This window comes from Polaromonas sp. P1_H6 (genome assembly GCF_056405195.1).
The window spans coordinates 39038-62005 of the sequence record NZ_JBFUCN010000029.1 but is presented as its reverse complement, the minus strand read 5'-3'; the positions used below and the strand labels follow the sequence as shown (position 1 = coordinate 62005).

General features: G+C 66.9%; 17 protein-coding genes. 7 read left to right on the top strand and 10 right to left on the bottom strand.

Annotation, left to right across the window (positions count from 1 at the left end; genetic code table 11):
- Positions 1-430 precede the first annotated feature (430 nt).
- Positions 431-1021, bottom strand: coding sequence for a glutathione peroxidase (locus AC1D1F_RS20965; RefSeq protein WP_477677936.1), 591 nt, complete (start codon positions 1019-1021; stop codon positions 431-433).
- Between the two features lie 317 nt (positions 1022-1338).
- Here AC1D1F_RS20965 and AC1D1F_RS20960 point away from each other — a divergent pair, with 317 nt between their 5' ends.
- Genes AC1D1F_RS20960 through rfaE2 form a run of 3 tightly spaced genes read left to right on the top strand, consistent with a single transcriptional unit; the run spans position 1339 to position 3074 of the window.
- Entirely contained in the window at positions 1339-2208 is an 870-nt protein-coding gene (locus AC1D1F_RS20960) for a ferritin family protein (protein WP_477696609.1), read from the top strand.
- A 44-nt stretch (positions 2209-2252) separates the two neighbouring features.
- Positions 2253-2558: a Rid family hydrolase gene (locus AC1D1F_RS20955; protein ID WP_477679051.1), complete on the top strand. Its 306-nt coding sequence runs from the start codon at positions 2253-2255 to the stop codon at positions 2556-2558.
- Between the two features lie 9 nt (positions 2559-2567).
- On the top strand, positions 2568-3074 hold the full coding sequence (rfaE2, locus tag AC1D1F_RS20950; protein ID WP_477679050.1) for a D-glycero-beta-D-manno-heptose 1-phosphate adenylyltransferase: 507 nt from the start codon (positions 2568-2570) through the stop codon (positions 3072-3074).
- On the opposite strand, the gene AC1D1F_RS20945 is transcribed toward rfaE2, so the two are convergent.
- The 9 genes from AC1D1F_RS20945 to glnE all read right to left on the bottom strand — a co-directional run bounded on the left by AC1D1F_RS20945 (position 3075) and on the right by glnE (position 15112).
- Positions 3075-4319, bottom strand: coding sequence for a beta-ketoacyl-[acyl-carrier-protein] synthase family protein (locus tag AC1D1F_RS20945; protein WP_477679049.1), 1245 nt, complete (start codon positions 4317-4319; stop codon positions 3075-3077).
- Between the two features lie 28 nt (positions 4320-4347).
- Positions 4348-4587: an acyl carrier protein gene (locus AC1D1F_RS20940; RefSeq protein ID WP_411885120.1), complete on the bottom strand. Its 240-nt coding sequence runs from the start codon at positions 4585-4587 to the stop codon at positions 4348-4350.
- A 128-nt stretch (positions 4588-4715) separates the two neighbouring features.
- A complete protein-coding gene (locus AC1D1F_RS20935; protein ID WP_477696608.1) occupies positions 4716-5762 on the bottom strand; it encodes an SDR family oxidoreductase in 1047 nt (348 codons plus the stop codon).
- A gap of 144 nt (positions 5763-5906) precedes the next feature.
- The gene (locus AC1D1F_RS20930; protein WP_477675757.1) at positions 5907-9023 is read right to left on the bottom strand and encodes an efflux RND transporter permease subunit; all 3117 of its coding nucleotides are present in this window, start codon (positions 9021-9023) and stop codon (positions 5907-5909) included.
- A gap of 10 nt (positions 9024-9033) precedes the next feature.
- Complete coding sequence (locus AC1D1F_RS20925) at positions 9034-10224, bottom strand: efflux RND transporter periplasmic adaptor subunit (protein WP_477675756.1); 1191 nt, start codon at positions 10222-10224, stop codon at positions 9034-9036.
- Positions 10225-10249: 25 nt separating this feature from the next.
- Positions 10250-10837: a TolC family protein gene (locus AC1D1F_RS20920; protein WP_477700819.1), complete on the bottom strand. Its 588-nt coding sequence runs from the start codon at positions 10835-10837 to the stop codon at positions 10250-10252.
- A complete protein-coding gene (locus AC1D1F_RS20915; protein WP_477700818.1) occupies positions 10780-11550 on the bottom strand; it encodes a TolC family protein in 771 nt (256 codons plus the stop codon). Before AC1D1F_RS20915 ends, AC1D1F_RS20920 begins: the two co-directional genes overlap by 58 nt.
- Positions 11537-12295, bottom strand: a complete 759-nt coding sequence (locus tag AC1D1F_RS20910) for a CerR family C-terminal domain-containing protein (protein WP_477675754.1) — start codon at positions 12293-12295, stop codon at positions 11537-11539. The genes AC1D1F_RS20915 and AC1D1F_RS20910 overlap by 14 nt, the downstream gene beginning before the upstream one ends.
- A 45-nt stretch (positions 12296-12340) precedes the next feature.
- Positions 12341-15112: a bifunctional [glutamate--ammonia ligase]-adenylyl-L-tyrosine phosphorylase/[glutamate--ammonia-ligase] adenylyltransferase gene (glnE, locus tag AC1D1F_RS20905; protein WP_477675753.1), complete on the bottom strand. Its 2772-nt coding sequence runs from the start codon at positions 15110-15112 to the stop codon at positions 12341-12343.
- A 73-nt stretch (positions 15113-15185) separates the two neighbouring features.
- On the opposite strand from glnE, the gene AC1D1F_RS20900 reads away from it, so the two are divergent.
- Genes AC1D1F_RS20900 through AC1D1F_RS20885 form a run of 4 tightly spaced genes read left to right on the top strand, consistent with a single transcriptional unit; the run spans position 15186 to position 22967 of the window.
- Positions 15186-19421, top strand: coding sequence for a YhdP family protein (locus AC1D1F_RS20900; protein WP_477675752.1), 4236 nt, complete (start codon positions 15186-15188; stop codon positions 19419-19421).
- 2 nt (positions 19422-19423) lie between these two features.
- A complete protein-coding gene (locus tag AC1D1F_RS20895) occupies positions 19424-20230 on the top strand; it encodes a carbon-nitrogen hydrolase family protein (RefSeq protein ID WP_477696605.1) in 807 nt (268 codons plus the stop codon).
- A 13-nt stretch (positions 20231-20243) separates the two neighbouring features.
- The gene (locus tag AC1D1F_RS20890) at positions 20244-22331 is read left to right on the top strand and encodes a two-component system sensor histidine kinase NtrB (protein ID WP_477675750.1); all 2088 of its coding nucleotides are present in this window, start codon (positions 20244-20246) and stop codon (positions 22329-22331) included.
- 9 nt (positions 22332-22340) lie between these two features.
- Positions 22341-22967 (top strand): response regulator transcription factor, encoded by a 627-nt coding sequence (locus tag AC1D1F_RS20885; RefSeq protein WP_477675749.1) that lies wholly within the window; start codon positions 22341-22343, stop codon positions 22965-22967.
- Position 22968: the final 1 nt, after the last annotated feature.

Below are 22968 nucleotides of genomic sequence, written 5' to 3'. Positions count from 1 at the left end.
CGTGGCGGTTGATCAATGCGGAGGCCCGAGCCGAGGCGAATAGCCGGCTCCGGGCAGGTTCTGTATCGCAGTAAACCGGCAATACCGGAATCCGGTAACCGCGGAAGGCAAAGGGGTGCCGCTCATGGGGCGGCGCCTTGCCGGCTGGAATATAAAAATGCTGCGAAGCGCCCCGGCGCGAACGAGGGAGGGAGGGAGGAGGAGGAGCGCCCCGGGATTGCAGCTGAACCTGGACGGCTCAGAAGGCTTCGCAACAATGAAACTGTTTTTTGCCTGCGCTGCTGATCTCTTGCGAGAGCAGATTGCGCATACGTAAGTATGAGCGCACGAAGGCCCGGTAGTTCCCCAGGCAAAAGGTTTGCCAGGTAAATTTTTGTTAACGGAATAGGGGCGCGGCCGCTTGCGAATGGCTGCCGGCTCTGCTGCCCCGTCAGCGAACTGCAAGCTGCTTTTCGATCTCTTTGAGAAAAGGCTGGCCGGATGGGTCGTCCCTGGAGTTGAAGCTGGTGACGCTGCTGCCGTCCCGGGCGATCACGTATTTGTAGAAGTTCCAGCGCGGCGTGGTGCCGGTTTTGGCCGACAACTGTTTAAAAAGCGGGTTGGCGTCTTTACCGGTCACACTGGTTTTGGTGAACATGGGGAATTTCACCCCGAAGGTGTTTTCGCAGAAGTCCGCGATCTCCTTGTTGCTGCCGGTTTCCTGCGAAAAATCGTTGGAGGGAAAGCCCAGCACCACCAGGCCTTGATCCTTGTATTTGGCGTGGAGCGCCTCCAGCCCCTGGTACTGCGGCGTGAAGCCGCAGAAGCTGGCGGTGTTGACCACGACCACCACTTTTCCGCTGTACTGGCACAGAGATTGGGGCTTTTCGTCCTGCAGGCGCAAAAAGGTTTGTTGCAAAAGACCGGTGCAGGCCGCAGGTGCCGGGCTGGCCGGGGCCGCCTGCGCGGCTGGCGAGGCTGCCAGCAAGGCGCCGCAATAAAACACGCCCAGCAGGAGGATTCGGGGCTTGGAGGCTGGCATGGTTAAACTCTCGGGCTTTGGGTGGAGGGCGCGTTTCATTCTGGCGGTGTTCGGTTTTCGGCACAAGTACCGGCATGGGGCATGCCTTCTGAAGGTACGCGCTGCGGCGCTTGCCGGAGCATGAAAACGTGCGGTGAAAGAGCGCTCGAGTAGGCCAACATGCCGGAATGGGCCACGAAATTGCCCGATTTGCCGGTAAATTGCCGACAAATCGCAAGTTGTCACATTAGCCGCCTAAAATCACCCTAGTACCCAGGATGCGACAGCAGGCGTCCAAGGCAGATTTATCTGCGAATTCGATTGCGAAGGAGTTCTCAATGCTTTACCCCGAACTGTTCAAACAGCTTGAGTCTGTCCGTTGGGACATGGACAAAGACATTCCATGGGCCAGTTTCGACCCCGCCAAGCTGACCGACGAGCAGGCCCAGACCATCAAGATGAATGCCATCACCGAATGGTCCGCGCTGCCGGCCACGGAAATGTTCCTGCGCGACAACAAGGACGACAGCGACTTCTCGGCCTTCATGTCGATCTGGTTCTTCGAAGAGCAAAAGCACTCGCTGGTGCTGATGGAATACCTCAAGCGTTTCCGCCCCGACCTGGCCCCCACGGAAAAAGAGCTGCACGAAGTGCGCTTCGAGTTCGAGCCCGCGCCCGCCCTGGAAACGCTGATGTTGCATTTTTGCGGCGAGATCCGCCTGAACCACTGGTACCGCCGTGCCAGCGAATGGCACACCGAGCCCGTCATCAAGCAAATCTACACCCAGCTGAGCCAGGACGAAGCGCGCCACGGCGGCGCTTACCTGCGCTATATGAAGCGCGCCATCAACAACTTCGGCAATGAGGCGAGGACTGCCTTCACCAAGGTCGGCGTGCTGATGGCCAGCGCCCGCCGCACGGCGCAGGCGCTGCACCCGACCAACCTGCACGTGAACAAAAGCCTGTTCCCGCGCGACACCATCCAGAGCCGCCTGCCCAATCCCGAATGGCTGGAGCACTGGCTGGACACACAGATCAAGTTCGACGCGGTGTGGGAGGGCAAGGTGGTCGAGCGCATCCTGCACAACCTGAGCCTGCTGATGAACCAGAGCTTCAAGACCGTACAGGAACTGAACCGCTATCGCAAAGAGATCGGCAAGGAAATCGTCGATTCCATCGCCGCCAAGCCGGCGCCCGCCGGCGCCTGATGCAGGACCTGCGTTGGCCAAGTTCAGCGGGCGGCAGAAGTCGGGTGCTTGCCCGCGGCGCCCAGGTGTTCGCGGTGGCCAACGCCAGCGACGCCTCGCTGGATTTCGCCGGGCAGCTTTCGCAAACTCTGGAGATGCTTGACGCCCACCTGGCGCACGTGGGCGCTTCGCGCACGGCGTTGCTCAGCGTGCAGATATTTCTGGTCGACATGCTGCATAAAAAACAGTTGGACCCTATCTGGCGCGAGTGGATAGGCGACGACAGCACCGTCTGGCCGCAACGCGCCGTAGTGGGCGCGCAGTTGGACGGCGGCCTGCTGGTTGAGATCGTGGCCCAGGCCTTCCGTTAAAGTCGCGGGATGCCCAGCGATCCCCAGCCCCCCCTCTTTCTACAGAAAATCGTCTCCCGCGAGGAGGCGCCGCAGCGCCTGGCCGCGCTGCCCCGCCCCGTCGTCTTCACCAACGGCGTGTTTGACGTGCTGCACCGCGGGCATGCCACCTACCTGGCCCATGCGCGTGCGCTGGGCGGCAGCCTGGTGGTGGCCCTGAATACCGATGCTTCGGCCCGCCGGCTCGGCAAGGGGGCGGACCGGCCGCTCAACAACGAGCAGGACCGCGCCATCATGATGGCGGCGCTGGAATCCGTGAGCCTGGTCACCTGGTTCGGCGAGGACACGCCGCTGGAACTGATTACCGAGCTGCGGCCCGACCTGCTGGTCAAGGGCGGCGACTATGACATGGACAAGCTCGCCGAAACGGCGGTGGTCAGGAGCTATGGCGGCGATGCCCGGGCGATTCCGTTTGTGGACGGCTATTCGACCACAGCGCTGGTGAAGAAAATCAGGGCCGCGCCGAGCGGCCCCTGATCAGGCCGATTTGGCGATCAGCACGGCGTTGGAGCCGCCGAATGCAAAGGAGTTGGACATCACCGCGCGCAGGCCCTTGGCGCCGCGCGGCGTGAGCGGGACATAGTCCAGGTCGCAGCGCGGATCGGGGTGGTGCAGGAAGGCCGTGGGCGGCAGTTGCCCCGTGCGCAGGGCCATCACGCTTGCAATGAATTCCATGGCGCCCGCCGCGCCCATGGCATGGCCATGTACGCCTTTGCTGGAGCTGATGGGCAGGCGAGCCGCCAGGTCCTGAAAGGCCAGTTTGATGGCGCTGGTTTCCACCACGTCGCCTACCTCGGTAGCGGTGCCGTGGGCATTGAGGTAACCGATGTCGGAGGCCTGCAGCTGCGCATCCGCCAGCGCCAGCGTCATGGCGCGCGCCTGGCCCTGGGCGTCGGGTTGCGTCAGGTGATGGGCGTCGGTGGTGGACGCGTAGCCGCAGAGCTCGGCCAGGATGGTGGCGCCGCGGCGTTTGGCGCTTTCCCACTCTTCCAGCACCAGCATGGCGGCGCCTTCGGCGAGCACCAGGCCGCTGCGGTCGGCGGAAAATGGGCGGCAGGATGTTTCAGGGCCGTCGGCATGGGGCCTGGCCAGCGTGTGCATGGCTTGCCAGGCCTTGATGGTGCCGCGATTGAGCAGCGCTTCCGAGCCGCCCGCCAGCATGGCGTCGGCATAGCCGTGGCGTATTTGCCGAAAAGCCTCGCCGATGGAGGTGGCCGACGAGGCGCAGGCATTGGAGATGGTGCTGCTCGGCCCCTTCAAACCGAACTCCATCGAGACGTGGGCCGCGATGGCGTTGTTCATCGCCAGCACGACGGTCATGGGGCGCAGGCGCGCGACCTTTTGTTCCAGCAGTGCCGTGTAGGCCACATCGGTGGAACTGGCGCCGCCGCTTCCGGTACCCAGCGACACGCCAAAGCGCTCTGCGGCAAAGCTGTTGTGCACGGAGGCGGAATCACCCAGGCCGGCCTGGGCCATGGCTTCGCGGCCAGCCACCAGCGCAAACTGGCTGACGCGGTCCATGGTCAGTAGCCGGGCGCGGGGAAAGTGGGGGTCGGGATCAAAATCGATCGCGCCGGCCAGCACGCTTTCGGTGCCGGTGGGAAAGGGAATGTCGACGGTCCGGATGCCGGAGTGGGCAGACAGCAATGAATCAAAAAACGCCTGGGTGCCGGTCCCCACGGCGGAGATGACGCCCAGACCCGTGATGGCAACGCGACGCATGGTGGTCCTGGGGGCGCCCGCCAGGGGCTTAAGCGGCGGGCTTGCCCGATGGCAGCAAAGGCTCGATCAGTTGGACCATTTCGGCCAGGGTCCGTGGCGGGTTGGCCTGGTCGGGAATCTGGATGCCGAACTGGTCTTCGATCTGGAAGAGGAATTCGATGACCGCCAGGGAGTCCAGTCCGAGGCTTTCCAGCGTGGCATCGGGCAGCAATTTTTCTTCGCTGATGCCAAATGTCTCGGCAAAAAGATTGATCAAATCAGAATTCATCACCCAACCAGTACGTATGTATGCAAAGCGTCATTGTCCCACCATCGCCGCAGCAGCTGACCATTGTTCAGGACCAATGTTCAAGCCCCACGGTTATTTTACAAAAGCGGTGGCGTTGTTTTTGTGCTTCAGGGGGTGTACATCTGCCGGACTGCATCCGACAGGCTGAACGTTCCCAGGAGCTCCCCTAAATAACTGACGGGCGCCGGCGCAATGGCCGCCGCGCCGATTTCGGCGCGCAAACGGGCGTTGCTGAACACCGCATCGGCTGTCAAAAAAGGCAGGTAGGGTTGCAGTGCATCGAACATCCAGCGTTGGCGGGCGAATTTGGGTGTCGGCACATAATCGCGCCCCCGCATCACCAGCTTGCCTATGCCCGGCATGGTGGCCGTCAGTTCATCGGCCAGTGCCTTGAACGTCATGGAGTCTTCGCCGGTTGACACGTGATAGCAGTCATGCGCCAGTTCGTCCTTGAGCAGCATCTCGGCGAAAGCGCCGGCAATGTAGTCCACGGGCGCAAAATCGAGCCTGGCCAGCGGGTCGAGGGGAACGTCCCCGAGTTCGGCCATCACGGGAATCGACCACAGCATGTTGCGCGAGAGCTTGGCGTCGTCAATGCCGCGCGACAGCACAATGCCGGGGCGCAGGCTGACGAAGGGGTTGCCGCTGGCGCGTAACAGGGTTTCGGCATCGCGCTTGGACCGGATGTAGTCATTGGCATAGCCGGCGAAAGGCATGTCTTCGGTGATCACGCCGCGCGGTTCGGTGGTGACCGCGGCCGTGCCGACGAAAAAGCCGCGCTGCGAGGGGCGCAGATTTTTAAGGATGGCGGAAAAATGCTCGGCCGCCTTGAGATTGATAGGGTAAACCCCTGCGCCGGGCTTGAAGGAGGTGCTGGCTGCCGAGTGCAGGATCACGTCGGCGGACTGAAGCACGGCGGTGCTCAGGCCAAAATTGGGCTCGATGACATCGCCTGCCTCGGCGGATACCATGTCGGCGAACTCGGGTTTCCACAGAACGCTCTTTTTCAGGCGCTCCAGGAGGCGGTCACGGGCTTGGTTCGAATCGGCGGCGCGCACCACTGCGGTGCTGTAGACGCCGCGCGCGGCCAGAAGAAGCATTAACTCGCCGCCAATCAGGCCGGTTGCGCCCGAAAGCAGTACGCGTTTAGACATGTGAAGAAATGTAAAGCTAAGCCCGTAAGTATAAGCCAGCCCAGATGACAGGGCCGTAAAACCCCATTGGGTAAAACCGTCTAAATCCGCAAAAATCGCACGCTAGCCGGGCTTTTGCGGTGCCCTCGGGCCCGGCGGTTGTTTTTATTCGCCGGCCGGCGCGGGTGTGTCCGGCTTGGGCGCATCACCATGCTCGCCGCGCAACCGCCTGGTGGTGCGCCGGATGAAGTGCTCCAGGTCGTCGATATAGGTGAACACCGCCGGTACCACCAGCAGGCTGAGCACGGTGGAGGTGATCAGGCCGCCGATCACGGCAATCGACATCGGCGAGCGAAAGCTCGGGTCGGCCGCGCCGAAGCCCAGGGCGATCGGCATCATGCCGGCGCCCATGGCCAGCGTGGTCATGATGATGGGCCGCGCGCGCTTGTGGCAGGCGTCCAGCAGCGCGTCCCAGCGCGACATATTGTGGTCCCGCCGCGCCACGATGGCGTATTCCACCAGCAGGATGGAGTTCTTGGTGGCAATGCCCATGAGCATGACAAGGCCGATCAGCGAGGGCATGGAAAAGCTCTTTTGCGCGATCAGCAGGCCGACGAAGGCGCCGCCCAGGGACAACGGCAGGGCCGCCAGGATGGTCACCGGATGCAGGAAGTCCTTGAACAGCAGCACCAGCACGATGTAGATGCACAGCACGCCGGTCGCCATGGCCAGGATAAAGCTGCCAAACAATTCGCCCATCACTTCGGCATCGCCGATTTCAACCACTTTGACGCCCGCCGGCAGGTTCTTGATGGCCGGCAGCAGCTTCACGGCTTCGGTGATGTCGCCCAGGGCCCGGCCCGACAGTTCGATCTCGAATTTGACATTGCGCGAGCGGTCGTAGCGGTCTATGACGGCCGGCCCGCCGGTGACTTCCAGCGTGGCCACCTGCCCCAGCATGACCGGGCCGACGCCGGGCTTGACGCTGGGCACCGCCAGGCGCTCGAGCACGCTGAGGTCCTTGCGCGCCGCGTCGTCGAGCTTCACGACGATGGGCACCTGGCGCTGCGAGAGGTTGAGCTTGGACAGCGATTCCTCATAGTCACCCACGGTGGCGATGCGCAGCGTTTCGCCCATGGCGGCGCTGGTCACGCCCAGGTCGGCGGCGCGCGCGAAGTCCGGCTTGATGGCGATCTCGGGCCGCACCAGGCTGGCGCTCGATGAAATATTGCCCAGGCCGGGGATGGTGCGCAGGTCTTTTTCCACCGCCATCGCGGCGGTCTGCAGGGCATTGGCGTCCTCCGCCGTGAGCACCAGCATGTAGGCTTCGCCGGAGCCGCCCAGGCCGACCTTGCTGCGCACGCCGGGCAAGGACTCCAGCGCCGTGCGCATCTTGCTTTCGATGCCCTGCTTGCGCGGGCGCTCATTGCGCTCGTCGAGCAGCACGGTCAGCGTGGCCTTGCGGGTTTCGGCCGCGCCCTGCATGGCGAAGGGGTCGCCGCCGGCGGTGCCGCCGCCTATGGTGGTGTAAACGTTCTTGACGTGCTCGACCTTGCCGATGAGCTGGCGCGCATGCTCGGCCGAGGCCTTGGTCTGGGCCAGGGTGGCGCCGGGCGGCAGTTCCAGGTAGACCTGGGTCTGCGAGTTGTCGTCGGGCGGGATGAAACCCTTGGACAGCAGCGGGATCAAGGCCACCGAGCCGAAGAAGAACAGCGTGGCCAGGATCATGGTCTTCAGCCGGTGATGCAGGCACCAGGAGGCGGCGCGCATGTACCACCTCATCCATCCCGGGTCGGTGTGCGTGCCCACCACGGGCTTGAGGATGTAGGCCGCCATCATGGGCGTCAGCACCCGCGCCACCACCAGCGAGGCGAATACGGCCAGCGAGGCCGTCCAGCCAAACTGCTTGAAGAACTTGCCGGCCACGCCGCTCATGAAGGCGGTCGGCAGGAACACCGCTATCAGCGTGAAGGTGGTGGCCACCACGGCCAGGCCGATCTCGTCGGCGGCTTCCATGGCGGCTTCGTAGGGCGTTTTGCCCATGCGCAGGTGGCGCACGATGTTTTCCACCTCGACGATCGCGTCGTCCACCAGGATGCCTATCACCAGTGAGAGCGCCAGCAGCGTGATCACGTTGATGGAAAAACCCAGCATATGCATGCCGATGAAGGCCGGGATCACCGACAGCGGCAGCGCCACCGCGGAGACGAAAGTGGCGCGCCAGTCGCGCAGGAACAGCCACACCACCAGCACGGCCAGGATGCCGCCCTCATAGAGCAGGTGCATGGAGCCGTCGTATTCCTCCTGCACCGGCTTGACGAAATTGAAGGCTTCGACCAGTTCCACGTCGGGATGCTGCTGCTTCAGCTCGGCCAGCGCCGCCTGCACGGCCGCGCCCACCGCGACTTCACTTTCGCCGCGGCTGCGCGCGACCTCAAAGCCGACCACGGGCTTGCCGTCCAGCAGCGCTGCCGCGCGCGGTTCGGCGGTGGTGTCGGTCACGGTGGCGACCTGGTCCAGGCGTATGCGGCGGCCGTCGCTCAGTGCCAGCTCGATGCTGGCCAGTTCCGCGGCCGATTTCACCGTCGCCAGGGTGCGCATGGGTTGCTCGCTGCCGCCCAGGTCGGCGCGCCCGCCGGCGCTTTCCGTCTGCACCTGGCGCAACTGGCGCGAGATGTCGGATGCCGTGGCGCCCAGGGCCTGCAGCCGCGACGGGTCCAGCGCCACGCGCACTTCGCGCGACACGCCGCCCACGCGGTTGACCGCACCCACGCCGCGCACGGCCAGCAGCTTGCGAGAGATGTCGTTGTCGACAAACCAGGACAGCGCTTCGTCGTCCATGCGCGGCGAGCGGATGGTGAAGGCCAGCACCGGCTGCCCGGCAATGTCGATCTTGGAGACCACCGGCTCGCGCACGTCGGCGGGCAGGTCGCCGCGTACCTTGGACACCGCGGCGCGCACGTCATCCACGGCTTCCTGCACGGGTTTCTCGAGCCGGAATTCGGCGGTGATGGTCGCCCCACCGTCCTGTACCTTGGTATAGATGTGCTTGAGGCCCTGCACCGTGGCGATGGAGTTTTCCAGCTTGCGCGCCACTTCGGTTTCAAGCTGCGCGGGCGCCGCGCCCGGCAGCGAGGCCGTCACGGATACCGTCGGCAGGTCGATGTCGGGAAAGTTCTGTACCTTCATCGCCTTGAAGGACAGCATGCCGGCAAAGGTCAGCAGCACAAACAGCATGACCGCCGGAATCGGGTTCTTGATCGACCAGGAGGAGACATTCATGGCTTGCTCCTTACTTGCTGGCGGCCGGCGCCGGCTTGGCTGGGGCGGTGCCAGGCGTGGCGGGGACTGCATCGCTCACCCTGACCAGGTCTCCGTCGTTCAGGAAACCCGCGCCGCTGACGATGATGCGCGCGTCCGCGGCCAGGCCGGACGTGATCTCGATCCGGTCCCCGGCCAGCCGGCCGGTCTGCACCTTGAGCTGGCTGATGCGGTTGTCGGCGTTGAGCCGGAACAGGTAGTTGAAACCGTCGCGCACCACCAGTGCCGGCTGCGGCACGGTCAGCGCGGGCGTCTCGCCCAGCTCGAATTCTCCACGGGCAAACATGCCGGCCTTGGCCGGCGACGCCATGCCGGCGGAAACCGGCAGGTCCACATAGACCAGCGCCGCGCGGGTCTGCGGGTCCACGCTGGGGGCGATCATGCGCACCCGGCCCTTGAGCTCGGCCCCGCTGGCGGCCAGCACCCTGGCCGTCGTGCCGGCCTTGATGCGGCCCAGCTCGGCCGAGGTGACTTCCGCGCGCCACTCGAGGCGGCCGCCGCGTATCAGGCGGAACAGCTCGGTGCCCTGGGGCACCACCGAGCCGACGGTCGCGGTGCGGGCGGAGATCACACCGCTGTCGGGCGCCAGCACCTGGGTGTTCTTGCCGCGCAGCTGCTGCGCGTCGAGCACGGCTCTGGCCGCCTCGACACGCGCCTTGGCGGTCTGCTCGGCGGTGTTGTACTGGTTGATCTGCTGGTCGCTCAGCGCGCCGGAGCTGGCCAGGGTGCGCGCGCGCGCCGCGTTGTCGGCCGCGTCGGCCGCGGTGGCCTGTGCCTCGATCAGGCTGGCGCGGGCCTGCGCGGTATCCGCCAAGACGCTGTCGCCCGAGAACACGGCCAGCACCTGCCCGGCTTTGACCTGGTCGCCGACGTTGGCCTGCACCTGCACCAGCCGCAAGCCGTTGGATTCCGATCCGATCACCGCCTCCTGCCAGGCGGTGATGTTGCCGTTGGCGCTGAGCTTGACCGGCAGGCTCATTTGTTGCGGCAGCGCCGTGGCGACAGTCAGGGCCGGCTTGGCTTCGGGGTTGACATCGCCTTTGGCCTGCGACCTGGGGAGGAAGAAGGCGGCGCCGCCCGCAAGCAGTACGGCAGCGGCGATCAAGGCAATGGCAAAGGGGGTGGGCTTGAGTTTTGGCATGGTATGCAGGGGTTCTGTCATGGTGTCGGGTGATCGGGTTGCGGCCTCAGGGCGCGGTGATGGCGGCGGGCGTGAAGGGGGCGGAGACTTCCGAGGCCAGGGGCGGCACCGGCGGCTCGGTGGTGGTCCAGCCGCCGCCCAGTGCGCGGTACAGCGCGACCCAGGCGCTGCGGCGCTCGCGCTGCAGCGTCACCACATTGCTTTGCGCGGCCAGCAGCGTGCGGCGCGCGTCCTCGAGTTCGACCAGGCTGGCCAGCCCGCTCTTGTAGCGGGCTTCGGTGCCGGTGAAGGAGGCGCGGTAGCCCTGAGCGGCGACTCGCGCGTCCTCGTTGCGTTCGGCGGTGCTATGCAGCTTGACCAGCGCTTCCTCCACCTCCTGCACGGCCTTGCGCACGTTGGCGCGGTACTGGGCCGCGGCATCCTCGTAGCGCGCCTTGGCGGCTTCGACGTTGGCTTCGCTGGCGCCGCCGTCAAAGAGCGGAACCGTCAGCTGCAGCGGCCCCACCGTCCAGGTGTCGAAACGCTGTGTCGAAGCGCTGGTGCGGGACTTGGTGGTGAAGACCGAGCCGCTGAGGCTCAGCCTGGGAAAGCGTTGCGCGCGGGCGCTGCCCACTTCCAGGCGGGCCGCATCCACCCCGCGGTGGCGGGCGCCTGGAAGCCGGCCTTGGTGCTCAGGTCCGCGAGCCGCGAGGTTTCGGCCCGCGAGGCGGCGTCGGCGCGCGCGACCTCCAGCAGTTTTTCGCAGGCGCGCAGGCTGTAGTACTGCGTCGCGACTTCGGCGGCCATCGACACGCGGGCGGCATGCCAGGTCGCCTGGGCGCCTTCAAAGCGGTGCTGGTCGGCATCCCGGCTGGCCGCGTACTGGCCGAACAGGTCGATTTCCCAGGATGCCTGCAGGCCCGCCTCCAGGGTCGTGGCAATCGGCGGCACCGCACGGTTCACCGGCGCCGAGCGTCCGCGGCTCGCGCTGGCAACGGCATCCAGTGCGGGCAGCATCGCCGCATCCGAGGCCACGCGTGAAGCCCGCGCCTGCTCGATATTGGAGCGCGCCGTCGACACGCTGGGGCTGACCGCTTCCGCGGCCATGATCAACTCGACCAGCAAGGGGTCGTTTTGCTGCCCCCACCACCGGGACAGCCCGGCCAGGCTGCCGTCATGGGGCAAGGCCGAGGTGGTGCCCGGCGCCGCGGCGGGCAGGGGCGCTTGCCATTGCGTGGGAATGGGCGCGGCCGGCATGCGGTAGGGAGAAAGGTCGGTGGCGCACCCGGCCAGCAGCAGCGCGCAGGCGGCCAGAAGCCCCAGCGCCGGCAGGCGGGATGGCTTGCGCCGGAAATCAGGTTTTTTCATGGCTTGCGGTTTTCAGGCGCGGCGTACCGGCCGCGGGATGGTCGGGAAGGTGTTTTCGGCGCCCTGTTTCGACGGCGACCATGGCTTCAGCGTAAGCCACCAGGCTTTCGGCCCATTGCCCCACCGCGTCGGGCGCGCCGAACAGCTGCGGCCGGATTGCGTCCACCACCTCGCGGCTGATGAACATGTGGATCGCCAGCCCGGTGATGGAAAACGCCAGCCGATGCACCTCGTCGTCGGCTTTGGTGAGCCCCAGGTGGCGGCACAGCACCGTCACCAGGGCCGCGTGCGCGGGTTTGATGCCCTTGTCGATTTCTTCGGCCCAGAGCCCGGTGGGCTCCAGCATCTCGCGAAAGTGCAGCCGCGTCGAGAGCTGTACCAGTTCCCCCTGGCGCAAGGGCTCCAGGAAGCCCGAGAAAAACCCCTCCAGCGACTGGCGCAGCGTGAAGTGCGGCTGGTTGTACAGCGCGATGTCGTCGCGCGCGCTGCCCAGCGGCTCGGTGAACACAGCGCGGTAGAGCCCGGCCTTGTCGCCGAAGTAATAGCTGACGGCCGCCACGTTCGCACCTGCGGCCTGGGCGATGTCGCGTATCGAGGTCTTGGCAAAGCCTTTTTCGGAGAACAGGCGCAGCGCCGTGTGCAGCAGGTGTGTCCTGGCGTGGGCGCCGTCGGAACGCTGCTTGCGGGTTTCGCCTTCGGGGCCGGCGGCGCGCGAGGCTGTTTTGGGGCGAGGAACGGCATTCATGTGCCCGCATTAAAGCACATGAATCAAACAAATGATTGAATTAAATCAGTCGTTTGATTTGAAAGTGGAGATCCACAGCTGCCGGATGGCGTCGCACTCGGCCTGGAGCGCCGGCGGGCTGACCTGGGTCGGCTCCTCGTTGAGGCGCGCGTGGTGCTGGACGCGCCGCAATTCGCGGTAGGCCGCGGCGGCACGCTGGCCCACGCCGGCCGGCAACAGGCCGGCGGCTTCGGCGCGCTGCAGCAGGGAAATGTTGCCCACGTTGGCGATCAGCTCCGGATGCCGCGCGGACTCGGACAACACCAGGAATTGCACCGCGAACTCGGCGTCCACCATGCCGCCGGGGCTGTGCTTCACGTCGAATTTGTCGCCCCGCACTGGACGCGCGCTGCGCACCTTCTCGCGCATGGCGACAATTTCGCCGCGCAGCGCCACGGTGTCGCGCGGGGCCGTGATGACGGTCTCGCGCACCTGGTCGAAGCGCTGCCGCAGCGCATCGCCGCCGAGCACGCAGCGCGCGCGCGTCATGGCCTGGTGTTCCCAGGTCCAGGCGGTGTTGCTGCCGCGCTGCTGCTGGTAGCGGGTATAGGCCTCGAAGCTCGTGACCAGCAGGCCCGAATTGCCGTTGGGGCGCAGGGCCGTGTCGATCTCGAACAGGTCGCCTTCGCCGGTTTTGATGGTCAGCCAGTTGATCAGCTTGCGCACGAAGGCCGCATAGACCTCGGGGGCGCGCTCATCCTCGTCTTCGTAGACGAACACGATGTCCAGGTCGCTGCCGTAGCCCAGTTCCTTGCCGCCCAGCTTGCCGTAGGCAATGATGGCGAACTGCGGCGTCTCGCGGTGCCGGTTTTTCAGGCGCTGCCAGCACCAGCGGGTGGTGATGTCCAGCACGGCTTCGGCCAGCGCGCTCAGGTCGTCGGCCACCTGTTCGACCGTGAGCACGCCTTCGAGGTCGCGCGCCAGCGTGCGGAAGACCTCCGCGTGGTGGGCGCGGCGCAGCAGGTTCAGGCAGGTTTCCTCGTCGTCCTCGCCGGTGCTGCGCAGGGCCGCCAGCCGCTGTTCCACGTCGTGGGCGAAGGCCGCGCCGTCAAAGCGCTCCTTGAGCAGCTCGTCGCTGGCCAGCTCATCGATCACGCCGGGGTGCTGCAGCAAATAGCGCGCGGGCCACTTGGCCGCGCCCAGCAGGCGCAGCAGGCGCTCATGCACGGCCGGGCGTTCGAGCAGAAGCGCCAGGTAGCTCTCCCGCCTGAGCAGGGGCTCTATCCAGTCGATGATGCGCACCGCCGCTTCTTCGGTCACCGCGCCCTCGGCCAGCCAGGCCGCGGTGCGCTGCACCAGCCGCGTCAGGCGCGCGCGCGAATCCTCGCGCAGGGCCAGCACCCGGGGATGCTGGCGCCACAGTGCCAGGCGGGCGCGGAACTGCTCGGGCCATTGTTCGGAAAGCTGCTCCAGCAGGTCGTCGAGCTGTTGCGGCGGGGCCTTGGCCTTGCCGCCGCAGCCTTTGCAGTCGGGTTTGCCGCCCAGCAGCTTGTCGAACTCGCCGGCCACCAGTTCGCGGTGCGCGTCGAGTTCGCTGAGGAAGGGGCAGCAGTTGCCGTAGCCCAGCGTGTCCGCGATCCAGGCCAGGTCGTCGTCGCGTGTCGGCAGCACATGGGTCTGCTGGTCGTCCAGGTACTGGATGCGGTGCTCCACCCGGCGCAGGAAATCGTAGGCCCGCGCCAGCGCGTCGGCGGTTTCCTGCGGCATCAGGCCCGCGCGGGCCACGCGCTGCAGGGCGTCGACGGTGGGGCGGGTGCGCAGTTCCGGAAACTGCCCGCCGCGTACCACCTGCAGCAGCTGCACGGTGAATTCAATTTCGCGTATGCCGCCGCGCGACATCTTGACGTCATTGGCGCGCTCGGGATGGCCGGCGCAGCGCTTGGCCGCGTGCTCGCGGATCTGCCGGTGCAGGGTGCGCAGCGCGTCGAACACGTTGTAGTCCAGGTAGCGCCGGAACACGAAGGGCAGCACCGAGCCGCGCAGGGCCTGGGCGGAGCCGCTCTGTATGCATTCCAGCGGCGCCACCACCCGGCTCTTGAGCCAGGCAAAGCGCTCCCATTCGCGGCCCTGCGCCTGGAAATATTCCTCCAGCGCGCTGAGTGAGACGGCGGCCGGCCCGGAATTGCCGTTGGGCCTGAGCGCCAGGTCCACCCGGAATACAAAGCCGTGCTCGGTGGCGTCGCCGATCAGGCTGAAGACGGCCTTGACCTGGTGCGCGAAATATTCGTGGTTCGATATCTGGCCGCGCCCGTCGGCGCGCCCGGCGGTTTCGCCGTCGTGGTCGTAGACGTAGATCAGGTCGATGTCGCTGGAGACATTGAGTTCGCGCGCCCCCAGCTTGCCCATGCCGACCACCCACATCCGGGCGCGCTCCGGGCCGGGGCCCTGCGGTGCGCCGTGCTGCGCATCGAGCATGCGGGCCGAATCCCGCATCGCGACATCCAGCGCCAGCTCCGCCAGTTCAGTCATGGCGCAGGTCACGACCTTCAATGGCGCCTGATCTTCGCAGGTGCCGTCGCAGTCCAGCACCACCAGCCTTTCCATGACCAGCTGGCGCAGCACGCGCAGGGCGGCGCCGGTTTCCAGGCCCTGCGCCAGCAGCGCGTCCAGGGCGAGTTGCATGCCCGCGCGCACCGGCGCACCGGGAGGCAACAGCGGCAGCAATTCTGCATAGCGGCGGCGAACACGTTGGACGAAGCGGGAATAGCCCGACGCGCCCGGTGCAGCCGGTCCGGCGGCGGAAGGAGAGTCAGGGCTGGCGGTCAGAGCAACGGTCATCACACTACTTCACAAAACTTCATGGTCCCCCGCCGGGCGCATACCGGCCCCGGCGGTCATAATTCTCAAGTCAATGGAGCCAACGATTCCCAGCCTGTCCACCCTGCCGCCGCGCCGCCTGCATTGGCTTGCCCTCATCCTGCGCGTCCTGTTGTGGCTTGTCGCCGCTGCCTGGCTGCTCTTTGGCCTGAGCTGGTTCGTGCTGCATGGCTGGATTGTGCCGCGAATCGGCGAATTCCGTCCGCGCCTGGAAATAGAGGCCAGCAAGGCCCTGGGGGTGCCTGTGCGCATTGGTGAAATCACCGCGCACACCCAGGGGATGATCCCGTCCTTCGAGTTGCGCGACGTCACCCTGCTGGATGCGCAGGGCCGTGAAGCCCTGAGGCTGCCGCGCGTGCTCGGCGCCCTGTCGCCCTCTTCCATCTGGGGGCTGGGTTTCGAGCAGATCTCCATCGACAAGCCCGAGCTGGACATCCGCCGCGCCGCGAACGGAAAAATCTATGTGGGCGGCCTGGACGTCTCGCAGGACCGGGCGGGCGGCGAGAGCGCCGCGGCCGACTGGTTCTTCTCGCAAACCGAATTTGTCATGCGCGGCGGCACCGTGCGCTGGACCGACGAATTGCAAGGCGCGCCGCCGCTGGCGCTCACGCAGGTCGATTGGGTCATGCGCAACGCGCACCGTCGGCACCTGCTGCGCCTGGACGCCACGCCGCCGGCCGAATGGGGTGACCGCTTCAGCGTCAGGGGCATATTCCGCCAATCCTTGCTCTCCGGCAGCGCCGGCGATTTCGACGCCTGGACCGGACAGCTGTTCGCCGAGTTCGCCCGCGTCGATGCGTCCCGCGTCCGGCAGTACGTCAACATGGACACGCTGGGCGTGGAGCTGGCGCGCGGCAACGGCGCGCTGCGCGCCTGGGCCGACGTGAGCAAGGGCCGGATCACCGGCGGGACGGCCGACGTGGCGCTGCAGGACGTAGATGCCCGCTTCGGCGCCAAGCTCCAGCCGCTGGCTTTCGAATCCGTCGCGGGGCGCATAGGCGGCAGCCAGCGCGCCAACGGCTTCGACTTCAACACCGAGGGCCTGCGTTTTCGCACCCGTGACGGCCTGCAGTGGCCGGGCGGCAATGTGGCCCTGGTGCACACCGGCGACGAGGCCGGCGTGCCGCAGCACACGGAACTCAAGGCCGACAAGCTGGACCTGGCCGCGCTCGCGCAGATCGCCAACCGCCTGCCGCTGGATGCCGCCACGCACGGCTTCATCACGTCCTTCGCGCCCAAGGGGCTGGTAGAGGCCGTCGAGGCGCGCTGGCAGGGGACCATGGCCGCGCCCAGCAGCTATGCCGCGAAAGGCCGGGTCGCGGGCCTGAGCGTTGCCGCGCTGCCGCCGCCGCCGGCCCCGGCTTCGGCGCCCACGGCAGGCGCCCCGGCGCATCCGAAGCCCGGCAGGCCGGGCATCAGCGGCGCCGCGATCGACTTTGACCTCACGCAGGACGGCGGGCAGGCCAAGGTGAGGATCACCAACGGCGCGCTCGACCTGCCCGGCGTCTTTGAAGACTCGCTGGTGCCCTTCGACCAACTGGCGGTCGATGCCCAATGGAAATTCTCGGGCCGGAAAATCGAGGCGCAGCTGCGCAACCTGCAGTTCGCCAACGCGGATGCCCAGGGCGAGGCGCAGGTCAGCTGGCGCACCCAGGACGCGGCCGGCCCGGCGCTCGTCGCGGGCGCGCCGGACCAGCGCTTCCCCGGTGTGCTCGATTTGCAGGGCAGCCTGAGCCGGGGTGACGGCACACGTGTGCACCGCTACCTGCCGCTGGTGCTGCCCGACCCCGTACGCCACTATGTGCGCGATGCGGTGGTGCAGGGCCAGGTCAGCGACGTGAAGTTCAAGGTCAAGGGCCCGCTCGAGCACCTGCCCTTTGCCAACCCCGCGCAAGGGGACTTCCGGGTGTCCGCCAAAATCCGCAACGGTCATTTCGCCTATGTGCCCAAGACCATACAGCCGGCCGGTGCGGCGCCGTGGCCGGCCCTGACCGAGCTGGGCGGTGAACTGGTCTTCAACCGCGCGGCGCTTGAAGTGAACGGCGCCAGCGGCAAGGTTGCGGGCCTGCCGGGCCTGCAACTGGTCAAGGGCGAGGCGCGCATTCCGGACCTGACCCACAACTCGACGGTCAATGTGAACGTCGACCTCAAGGGCGCGCTGGCCGACGCCCTGGGTTTCGTCAACCAGTCGCCGGTGGGCGGCATGACCAGCCACGCGCTGGCTGCGGCTACCGCCACCGGCACGGGCGACTACCGCTTCCGCCTGGAATTGCCCATCCATTCGATCGACAAGTCCCGCGTCGAAGGGACTGTCACGCTGCCCGGCAACGACGTGCAGTTCTCGGCAGCTGTGCCCATGTTGTCGAAACTCAAGGGCGTGGTCAACGTGAGCGAAAAGGGCTTTTCCGTCGCCGGCGGCCAGGCAAAACTGCTGGGCGGCGATGTGCGTTTTGACGGCGGCCTGCGCTCGCAGCCACGCGCCACGGGCGGCGGCGAGACCGAAACCGTCACGACCTTCAAGGCGCAAGGCAGCGTCACCGCGGAAGGCTTACGCCAAGCCAGGGAACTGGGCCCGCTCGCGCGCATGGCGCAAAACGCCAGCGGCAGCACGGCCTACACGGCGACGCTCGGGTTTCGCCGCGGCATGCCGGAACTGACCGTCGCCAGCAACCTGCAGGGCATGGCGCTGAGCCTGCCCGCGCCCCTGAGCAAAACCGCCGATGCGGCCTTGCCGCTGCGTTTTGAAAACGCCCTGCTGCAGGCCTCCATGGCTCCCGGGCAGAAGCTGGAAGACCAGATGTCGATCTCGGTGGGGCGCACGGCCTCCATCGTCTATGTACGCGACCTGAGCGGCACCGAACCGCGCGTGTTGCGCGGCGGCATCGCCGTGGGGCTGGAGCCGGGCGAGACCGCGCCGCTGCAGGAGGCCGGCGTGGCGGCCAACATCAACCTGGCCCATGTGGACCTCGACGCCTGGCAGAAGCTGCTGGGCGACTCGACGGTCGGCGGCACGCTGCAGGCGGCTCCGCCGGCGGCGTCCGCCGCGCTCAATCGCGCCGCCGCGACTGCCGCCATGAGCTATCTGCCGACCACCATGGCCATACGCGCCAAAGAGCTGGTGGTGGAAGGACGCAAGCTCAACAACGTGGTGGTGGGCGGCTCGCGTGAGGGCCTGACCTGGCGCGCCAACATCGACGCGACCGAACTCAATGGCTATGTGGAATTCCGCCAGCCCGGCGGCATAGGCGCCGGGCGCGTCTATGCGCGGCTCTCACGCCTGAGCCTGGAGCCCGGCACCGCCAACGACGTGGAGGCCATCCTGAACGAGCAGCCCTCCAGCATCCCGGCCCTGGACATCGTGGTGGAAGACCTGGAGCTGCGCGGCAAGAAGCTGGGCCGGGTCGAGATCGAGGCCGTCAACCGCGGCGCGTCGGCCGCAGCGCGCGAGGGTGTGCGCGAATGGCGGCTGAACAAACTCAACGTGATCCTTCCCGAAGCCGTGCTGACCGCCAACGGCAACTGGGTGGCGCTGAATGCACAGGGCGCCGCCGCGGCGGGCGCCAACCGCGCCGCCGCGCGCACGGCCGCCGAACGCCGCCGCACGGTGATGAACTTCAAGCTGGAGATCTCCGACTCGGGGGCGCTGCTCAAGCGCTTCGGCATGGGCGAGGTGATCCGCCGCGGCAAGGGCAAGCTCGAAGGCCAGGTGGCCTGGGTGGGCTCACCCCTGAGCTTTGACTACCCGTCCATGAGCGGGCAGTTCAACGTCAACGTCGAGTCGGGGCAGTTCGTCAAGGCCGACCCGGGCATCGCCAAGCTGCTGGGCGTGCTGAGCCTGCAGTCCCTGCCCCGGCGGCTGGCGCTGGATTTCCGTGATGTTTTTTCCGAGGGCTTCGCCTTCGACTTCGTCCGCGGCGACGTCAACATCAACCAGGGCGTGGCCTACACCAACAACCTGCAGATGCGCGGCGTCAACGCCGCCGTGCTCATGGAAGGCTCGGCTGACATCGCCAAGGAAACGCAGGACATCAAGGTCGTGGTGGTGCCGGAAATCAACGCCGGCACGGCCTCGCTGATCGCCACCGCCATCAACCCCGCCATCGGCCTGGGCAGCTTCCTGGCGCAGATGTTTTTACGCCGGCCCCTGATGCAGGCGGCCACCCAGGAGTTCCACATCGACGGCACCTGGTCCGACCCTCGGGTCACCAAGCTGGACCGCAAGGCCCAGGCCGACAACAAGCCCAGCCAGGCTTCCACGGAGACACGCTGACCATGAAAGTAGCCGCTATCCAAATGGTGTCGGGCACCCGCATCGAGGACAACCTCGAAGTGGCGCACCAGCTGCTCGGGCAGGCCGCGGCGCAGGGCGCCGAACTGGCGGTGCTGCCCGAGTATTTCTGCATCATGGGCCGCAAGGACACCGACAAGCTGCAGTTCCAGGAGACGCCCGGCCAGGGCCCTCTCCAGGATTTCCTGAGCCGGTCGGCGCGCGAACTCGGGCTCTGGATTGTCGGCGGCACCTTGCCCATGGCCACGGCCGACCCCGGCCGCGCCCGCAACTGCTCGCTGGCCTATGCGCCCTCGGGCGAATGCGCGGCCCGCTACGACAAGATCCACCTGTTTCGCTTCGCCCAGGGCCAGGAAGACTACGACGAAAGGCGCGTGCTGGAGCCCGGCACGCAGCCCGTGCGCTTCGAGCTGGCATCGCGCGACGGCCATGTTTACACCATAGGCATGAGCGTCTGCTACGACCTGCGCTTTCCCGAGCTCTACCGCGCCCTGAAGGCCGACGTGCTGCTGGTGCCCAGCGCCTTTACTTACACCACCGGCCAGGCGCACTGGGAAGTGCTGCTGCGCGCGCGGGCCATCGAGAACCAGGCCTATGTGCTGGCGGCGGCCCAGGGCGGCATCCACGAAAACGGGCGCCACACCTGGGGCCACACCATGGCCATCGATCCCTGGGGCCAGATCCTGGCCGGGCGCGAGGAGGGTGCGGGGGTGGTGATGGCCGAAGTTCTGGCCGCCAACCTGCAGGGCGTGCGCGACCGCCTGCCGGCCTTGCGCCACTGCGTCCTGTGAGGAGCCGCAGGGCGTGAAGTTTCCGCGCGTCAACGTGAGCCGGGCCAGCCGGCGCTGGTCGCTGTGGGCCCTGTTGCTGGTGCTGGTCGCGGCCTTGCTCGGCATCCTGGTATGGCTGGCGGGGCGTTACGAATCCAGCATGGTGCAAAGCCGGCTCGAGCACGACGCCGCCGAAACCGTCACCGACATCCGTTCGGGCCTCACGCGCAACATCCAGACCTTCCAGGCGCTGCAGTCCGGCGAACGCTCCCCCGGCGCATGGCATGCGCCGGCCGCCGAAGTGCTGCGCGAGCACCGCGAGATCATGCGGCTCGAGTGGCGCGGCGAGTCGCTGGACGTGCTGGCCTTTGTCGAAACGCCCTACCGCAGTTCGGTGTTCGAACGGCTCGGCAGGGCCGGCATGCAGGCCGACGTGGGCTTGACCTGCACCACCGCCCGGCGCCTGAGCGGTGCGGCTTACTCCACCAGCTATTTCATGCCGCAGCGCGACGGCCTGGGCCTGGAGGTGCTGGACATGTGCCTGCCCATCGTGGTGTCCGGCCGCCTCACGGGCTATACGGTCGCCACCTATTCTCTGCAGGACATCCTGGGCGAACTGGTGGGCCGGCAGCTGGCGCGCGGCGTCGGCCTGTCCTTCACCGAGGCCGACGGCACGCGGCTGGCGCTGCACGGTGTGCCCTCGCGCGGCAACCGCATCTACATCGCGCAGCAACTGCTCGATTTGCCGGGCAACACGCTGGTGGTCCGGATGGAAAGCCGGCTGGGCACGCCGGCCCTGTTCCCCAATGTGCTGACGGCGCTGGTAACCGCCATGTCGCTGGCGTTGATGGCGGTGCTTTTCCTGCTGGCCAGGGACATGCGGCGGCGCCTCAAGGTCGAGCACGACCTGGGCGAGGCGCTGGCCTTTCGCAAGGCCATGGAAGACTCGGTGCTGACAGGCCTGCGCGCGCGCGACCTGCAGGGCCGCATCACCTATGTGAACCCGGCGTTTTGCAAGATGGTGGGCGTGGAGGCCAAGGATTTGCTGAACCAGAGCTTTCCTTCGCCCTACTGGCCGCCGGAACTCGCCGGCGTCTACCAGCAGCGCCAGGAAATCCGGCTGGCGGGCAGCAACCTGCCGCGCGAAGGCCATGAATCGGTCTTCATGCGGCGCGACGGCACGCGCTTTCCGGTGCTGATCATGGAGGCACCGCTGATCAACGCGGTGGGCAAGCACACCGGCTGGATGAGCGCCATCCTCGACGTGAGCGAGCAGCGCCGCGTCGAGGAACTCTCGCGCGCCAGCCAGGACCGCCTGCAGGCCACGGCCAGGCTGGCCATGGTGGGTGAAATGGCCTCGCTGCTGAGCCACGAGCTCAACCAGCCGCTGGCGGCGATTTCCAGCTACGCCACCGGCTCGCTCAACCTGCTGCAGGAGGAAACCGGCGCCGAGCGGGTGCGCGCGGCCGCCCCGACGCCAGCGCCTTTGTCCGAAGACCTGCAGCTGGCCATGCGCCGCATCGCCGAGCAGGCCGAGCGCGCCGGCAAGGTCATCAAGAGCGTGCACGACTTCGTGCGCCGGCGCGACCAGGTGCGCGAGGCGGTGCCGCCGCGCGCGCTGCTCGACGCCATCATGCCGCTGGTGAGCCTGCAGGCCCGCAAGCTCGGCGTGCGCGTCGTGATCGAGGTCGACCCGGCCTGCGAGCCCGTGCTGTGCGACCGCACCATGGTCGAGCAGGTGCTGCTCAACCTCTCGCGCAACGGCATGCAGGCCATGCAGGGGCCGCCGGAGGGCGCGCAGCCCGCCGGCGGCGGGGCGCCGGCCGAAAAGGTGCTGACCCTGCGCATACGCCCCGCCGCTTCCAACGCGCACAGCCGCTGGGTCGAGTTCGCCGTGATCGACCGCGGCGAGGGCATTGCCGGGGATGTCGCGGAGCGCCTCTTCACGCCTTTTTTCACCACCAAGGAGGAGGGCATGGGCCTGGGGCTCAGCCTGTGCCGCACCGTGATAGAACAGCACGGCGGTTTCCTCGGATTTGAAGCGGCCGAACCGCAGGGTACGATTTTCAGTTTCACCCTGCCCGCGGCGCCGGCCCGGGACGGCGAATCACCGCAAGCCTGAAGGACAGCCATGGAACCGATTCACAATGCCACCGTCTACATCGTCGACGACGACGCCAGCGTGCGCGACGCGCTGGCCTGGCTGCTGCGCTCACGCCGCCTGCTGAGCGAGACCTTCGACAGCGCCGAGGCCTTCGACGCCCGGGTGTCAAAGGGCTTCGAAGTGCGCTCGCCCTCCTGCGTGCTGCTGGACGTGCGCATGGCGGGCCTGAGCGGCCTGGCCATGTTTGAAAAGCTCATTGGTTACGGCTTGTTGCCGACGCTGCCGGTGATTTTCCTCACGGGCCATGCCGACGTTCCCACGGCCGTCGATGCCGTCAAGCGCGGCGCCTTTGATTTTTGCGAAAAACCGTTTTCGGACAACGCGCTGGTGGACCGCATCGAGCAGGCGCTCAACCATTCCGCCGCGGCGCTGGCGCAGCACAGCCAGTCCACCGGCCTGCAGGCGCGCATCGACGGCCTCACCGACCGCGAGCGCGACGTGATGCGCCTGGTGGTGGGCGGCCTGCCCAACAAGCTGGTCGCGGACCAGCTGGACATCAGCGTGCGCACGGTGGAGGTTCACCGGGCGCGGGTGTTTGACAAAATGGGTGTCAAATCGGCGGTGGAACTCGCCAACCTGCTGCGCAACCTGTAGC

Excerpts from the sequence above, each read along its gene's own strand:
- glnE (WP_477675753.1), bottom strand. The coding sequence starts at position 15,112 with ATGACCGTTGCTCTGACCGCCAGCCCTGACTCTCCTTCCGCCGCCGGA.
- AC1D1F_RS20960 (WP_477696609.1), top strand. The coding sequence starts at position 1,339 with ATGCTTTACCCCGAACTGTTCAAACAGCTTGAGTCTGTCCGTTGGGAC.
- AC1D1F_RS20940 (WP_411885120.1), bottom strand. The coding sequence starts at position 4,587 with ATGAATTCTGATTTGATCAATCTTTTTGCCGAGACATTTGGCATCAGC.
- rfaE2 (WP_477679050.1), top strand. The coding sequence starts at position 2,568 with ATGCCCAGCGATCCCCAGCCCCCCCTCTTTCTACAGAAAATCGTCTCC.
- AC1D1F_RS20965 (WP_477677936.1), bottom strand. The coding sequence starts at position 1,021 with ATGCCAGCCTCCAAGCCCCGAATCCTCCTGCTGGGCGTGTTTTATTGC.
- AC1D1F_RS20935 (WP_477696608.1), bottom strand. The coding sequence starts at position 5,762 with ATGTCTAAACGCGTACTGCTTTCGGGCGCAACCGGCCTGATTGGCGGC.
- AC1D1F_RS20895 (WP_477696605.1), top strand. The coding sequence starts at position 19,424 with ATGAAAGTAGCCGCTATCCAAATGGTGTCGGGCACCCGCATCGAGGAC.
- AC1D1F_RS20925 (WP_477675756.1), bottom strand. The coding sequence starts at position 10,224 with ATGACAGAACCCCTGCATACCATGCCAAAACTCAAGCCCACCCCCTTT.
- AC1D1F_RS20885 (WP_477675749.1), top strand. The coding sequence starts at position 22,341 with ATGGAACCGATTCACAATGCCACCGTCTACATCGTCGACGACGACGCC.
- AC1D1F_RS20945 (WP_477679049.1), bottom strand. The coding sequence starts at position 4,319 with ATGCGTCGCGTTGCCATCACGGGTCTGGGCGTCATCTCCGCCGTGGGG.
- AC1D1F_RS20930 (WP_477675757.1), bottom strand. The coding sequence starts at position 9,023 with ATGAATGTCTCCTCCTGGTCGATCAAGAACCCGATTCCGGCGGTCATG.
- AC1D1F_RS20910 (WP_477675754.1), bottom strand. The coding sequence starts at position 12,295 with ATGAATGCCGTTCCTCGCCCCAAAACAGCCTCGCGCGCCGCCGGCCCC.
- AC1D1F_RS20900 (WP_477675752.1), top strand. The coding sequence starts at position 15,186 with ATGGAGCCAACGATTCCCAGCCTGTCCACCCTGCCGCCGCGCCGCCTG.
- AC1D1F_RS20915 (WP_477700818.1), bottom strand. The coding sequence starts at position 11,550 with ATGAAAAAACCTGATTTCCGGCGCAAGCCATCCCGCCTGCCGGCGCTG.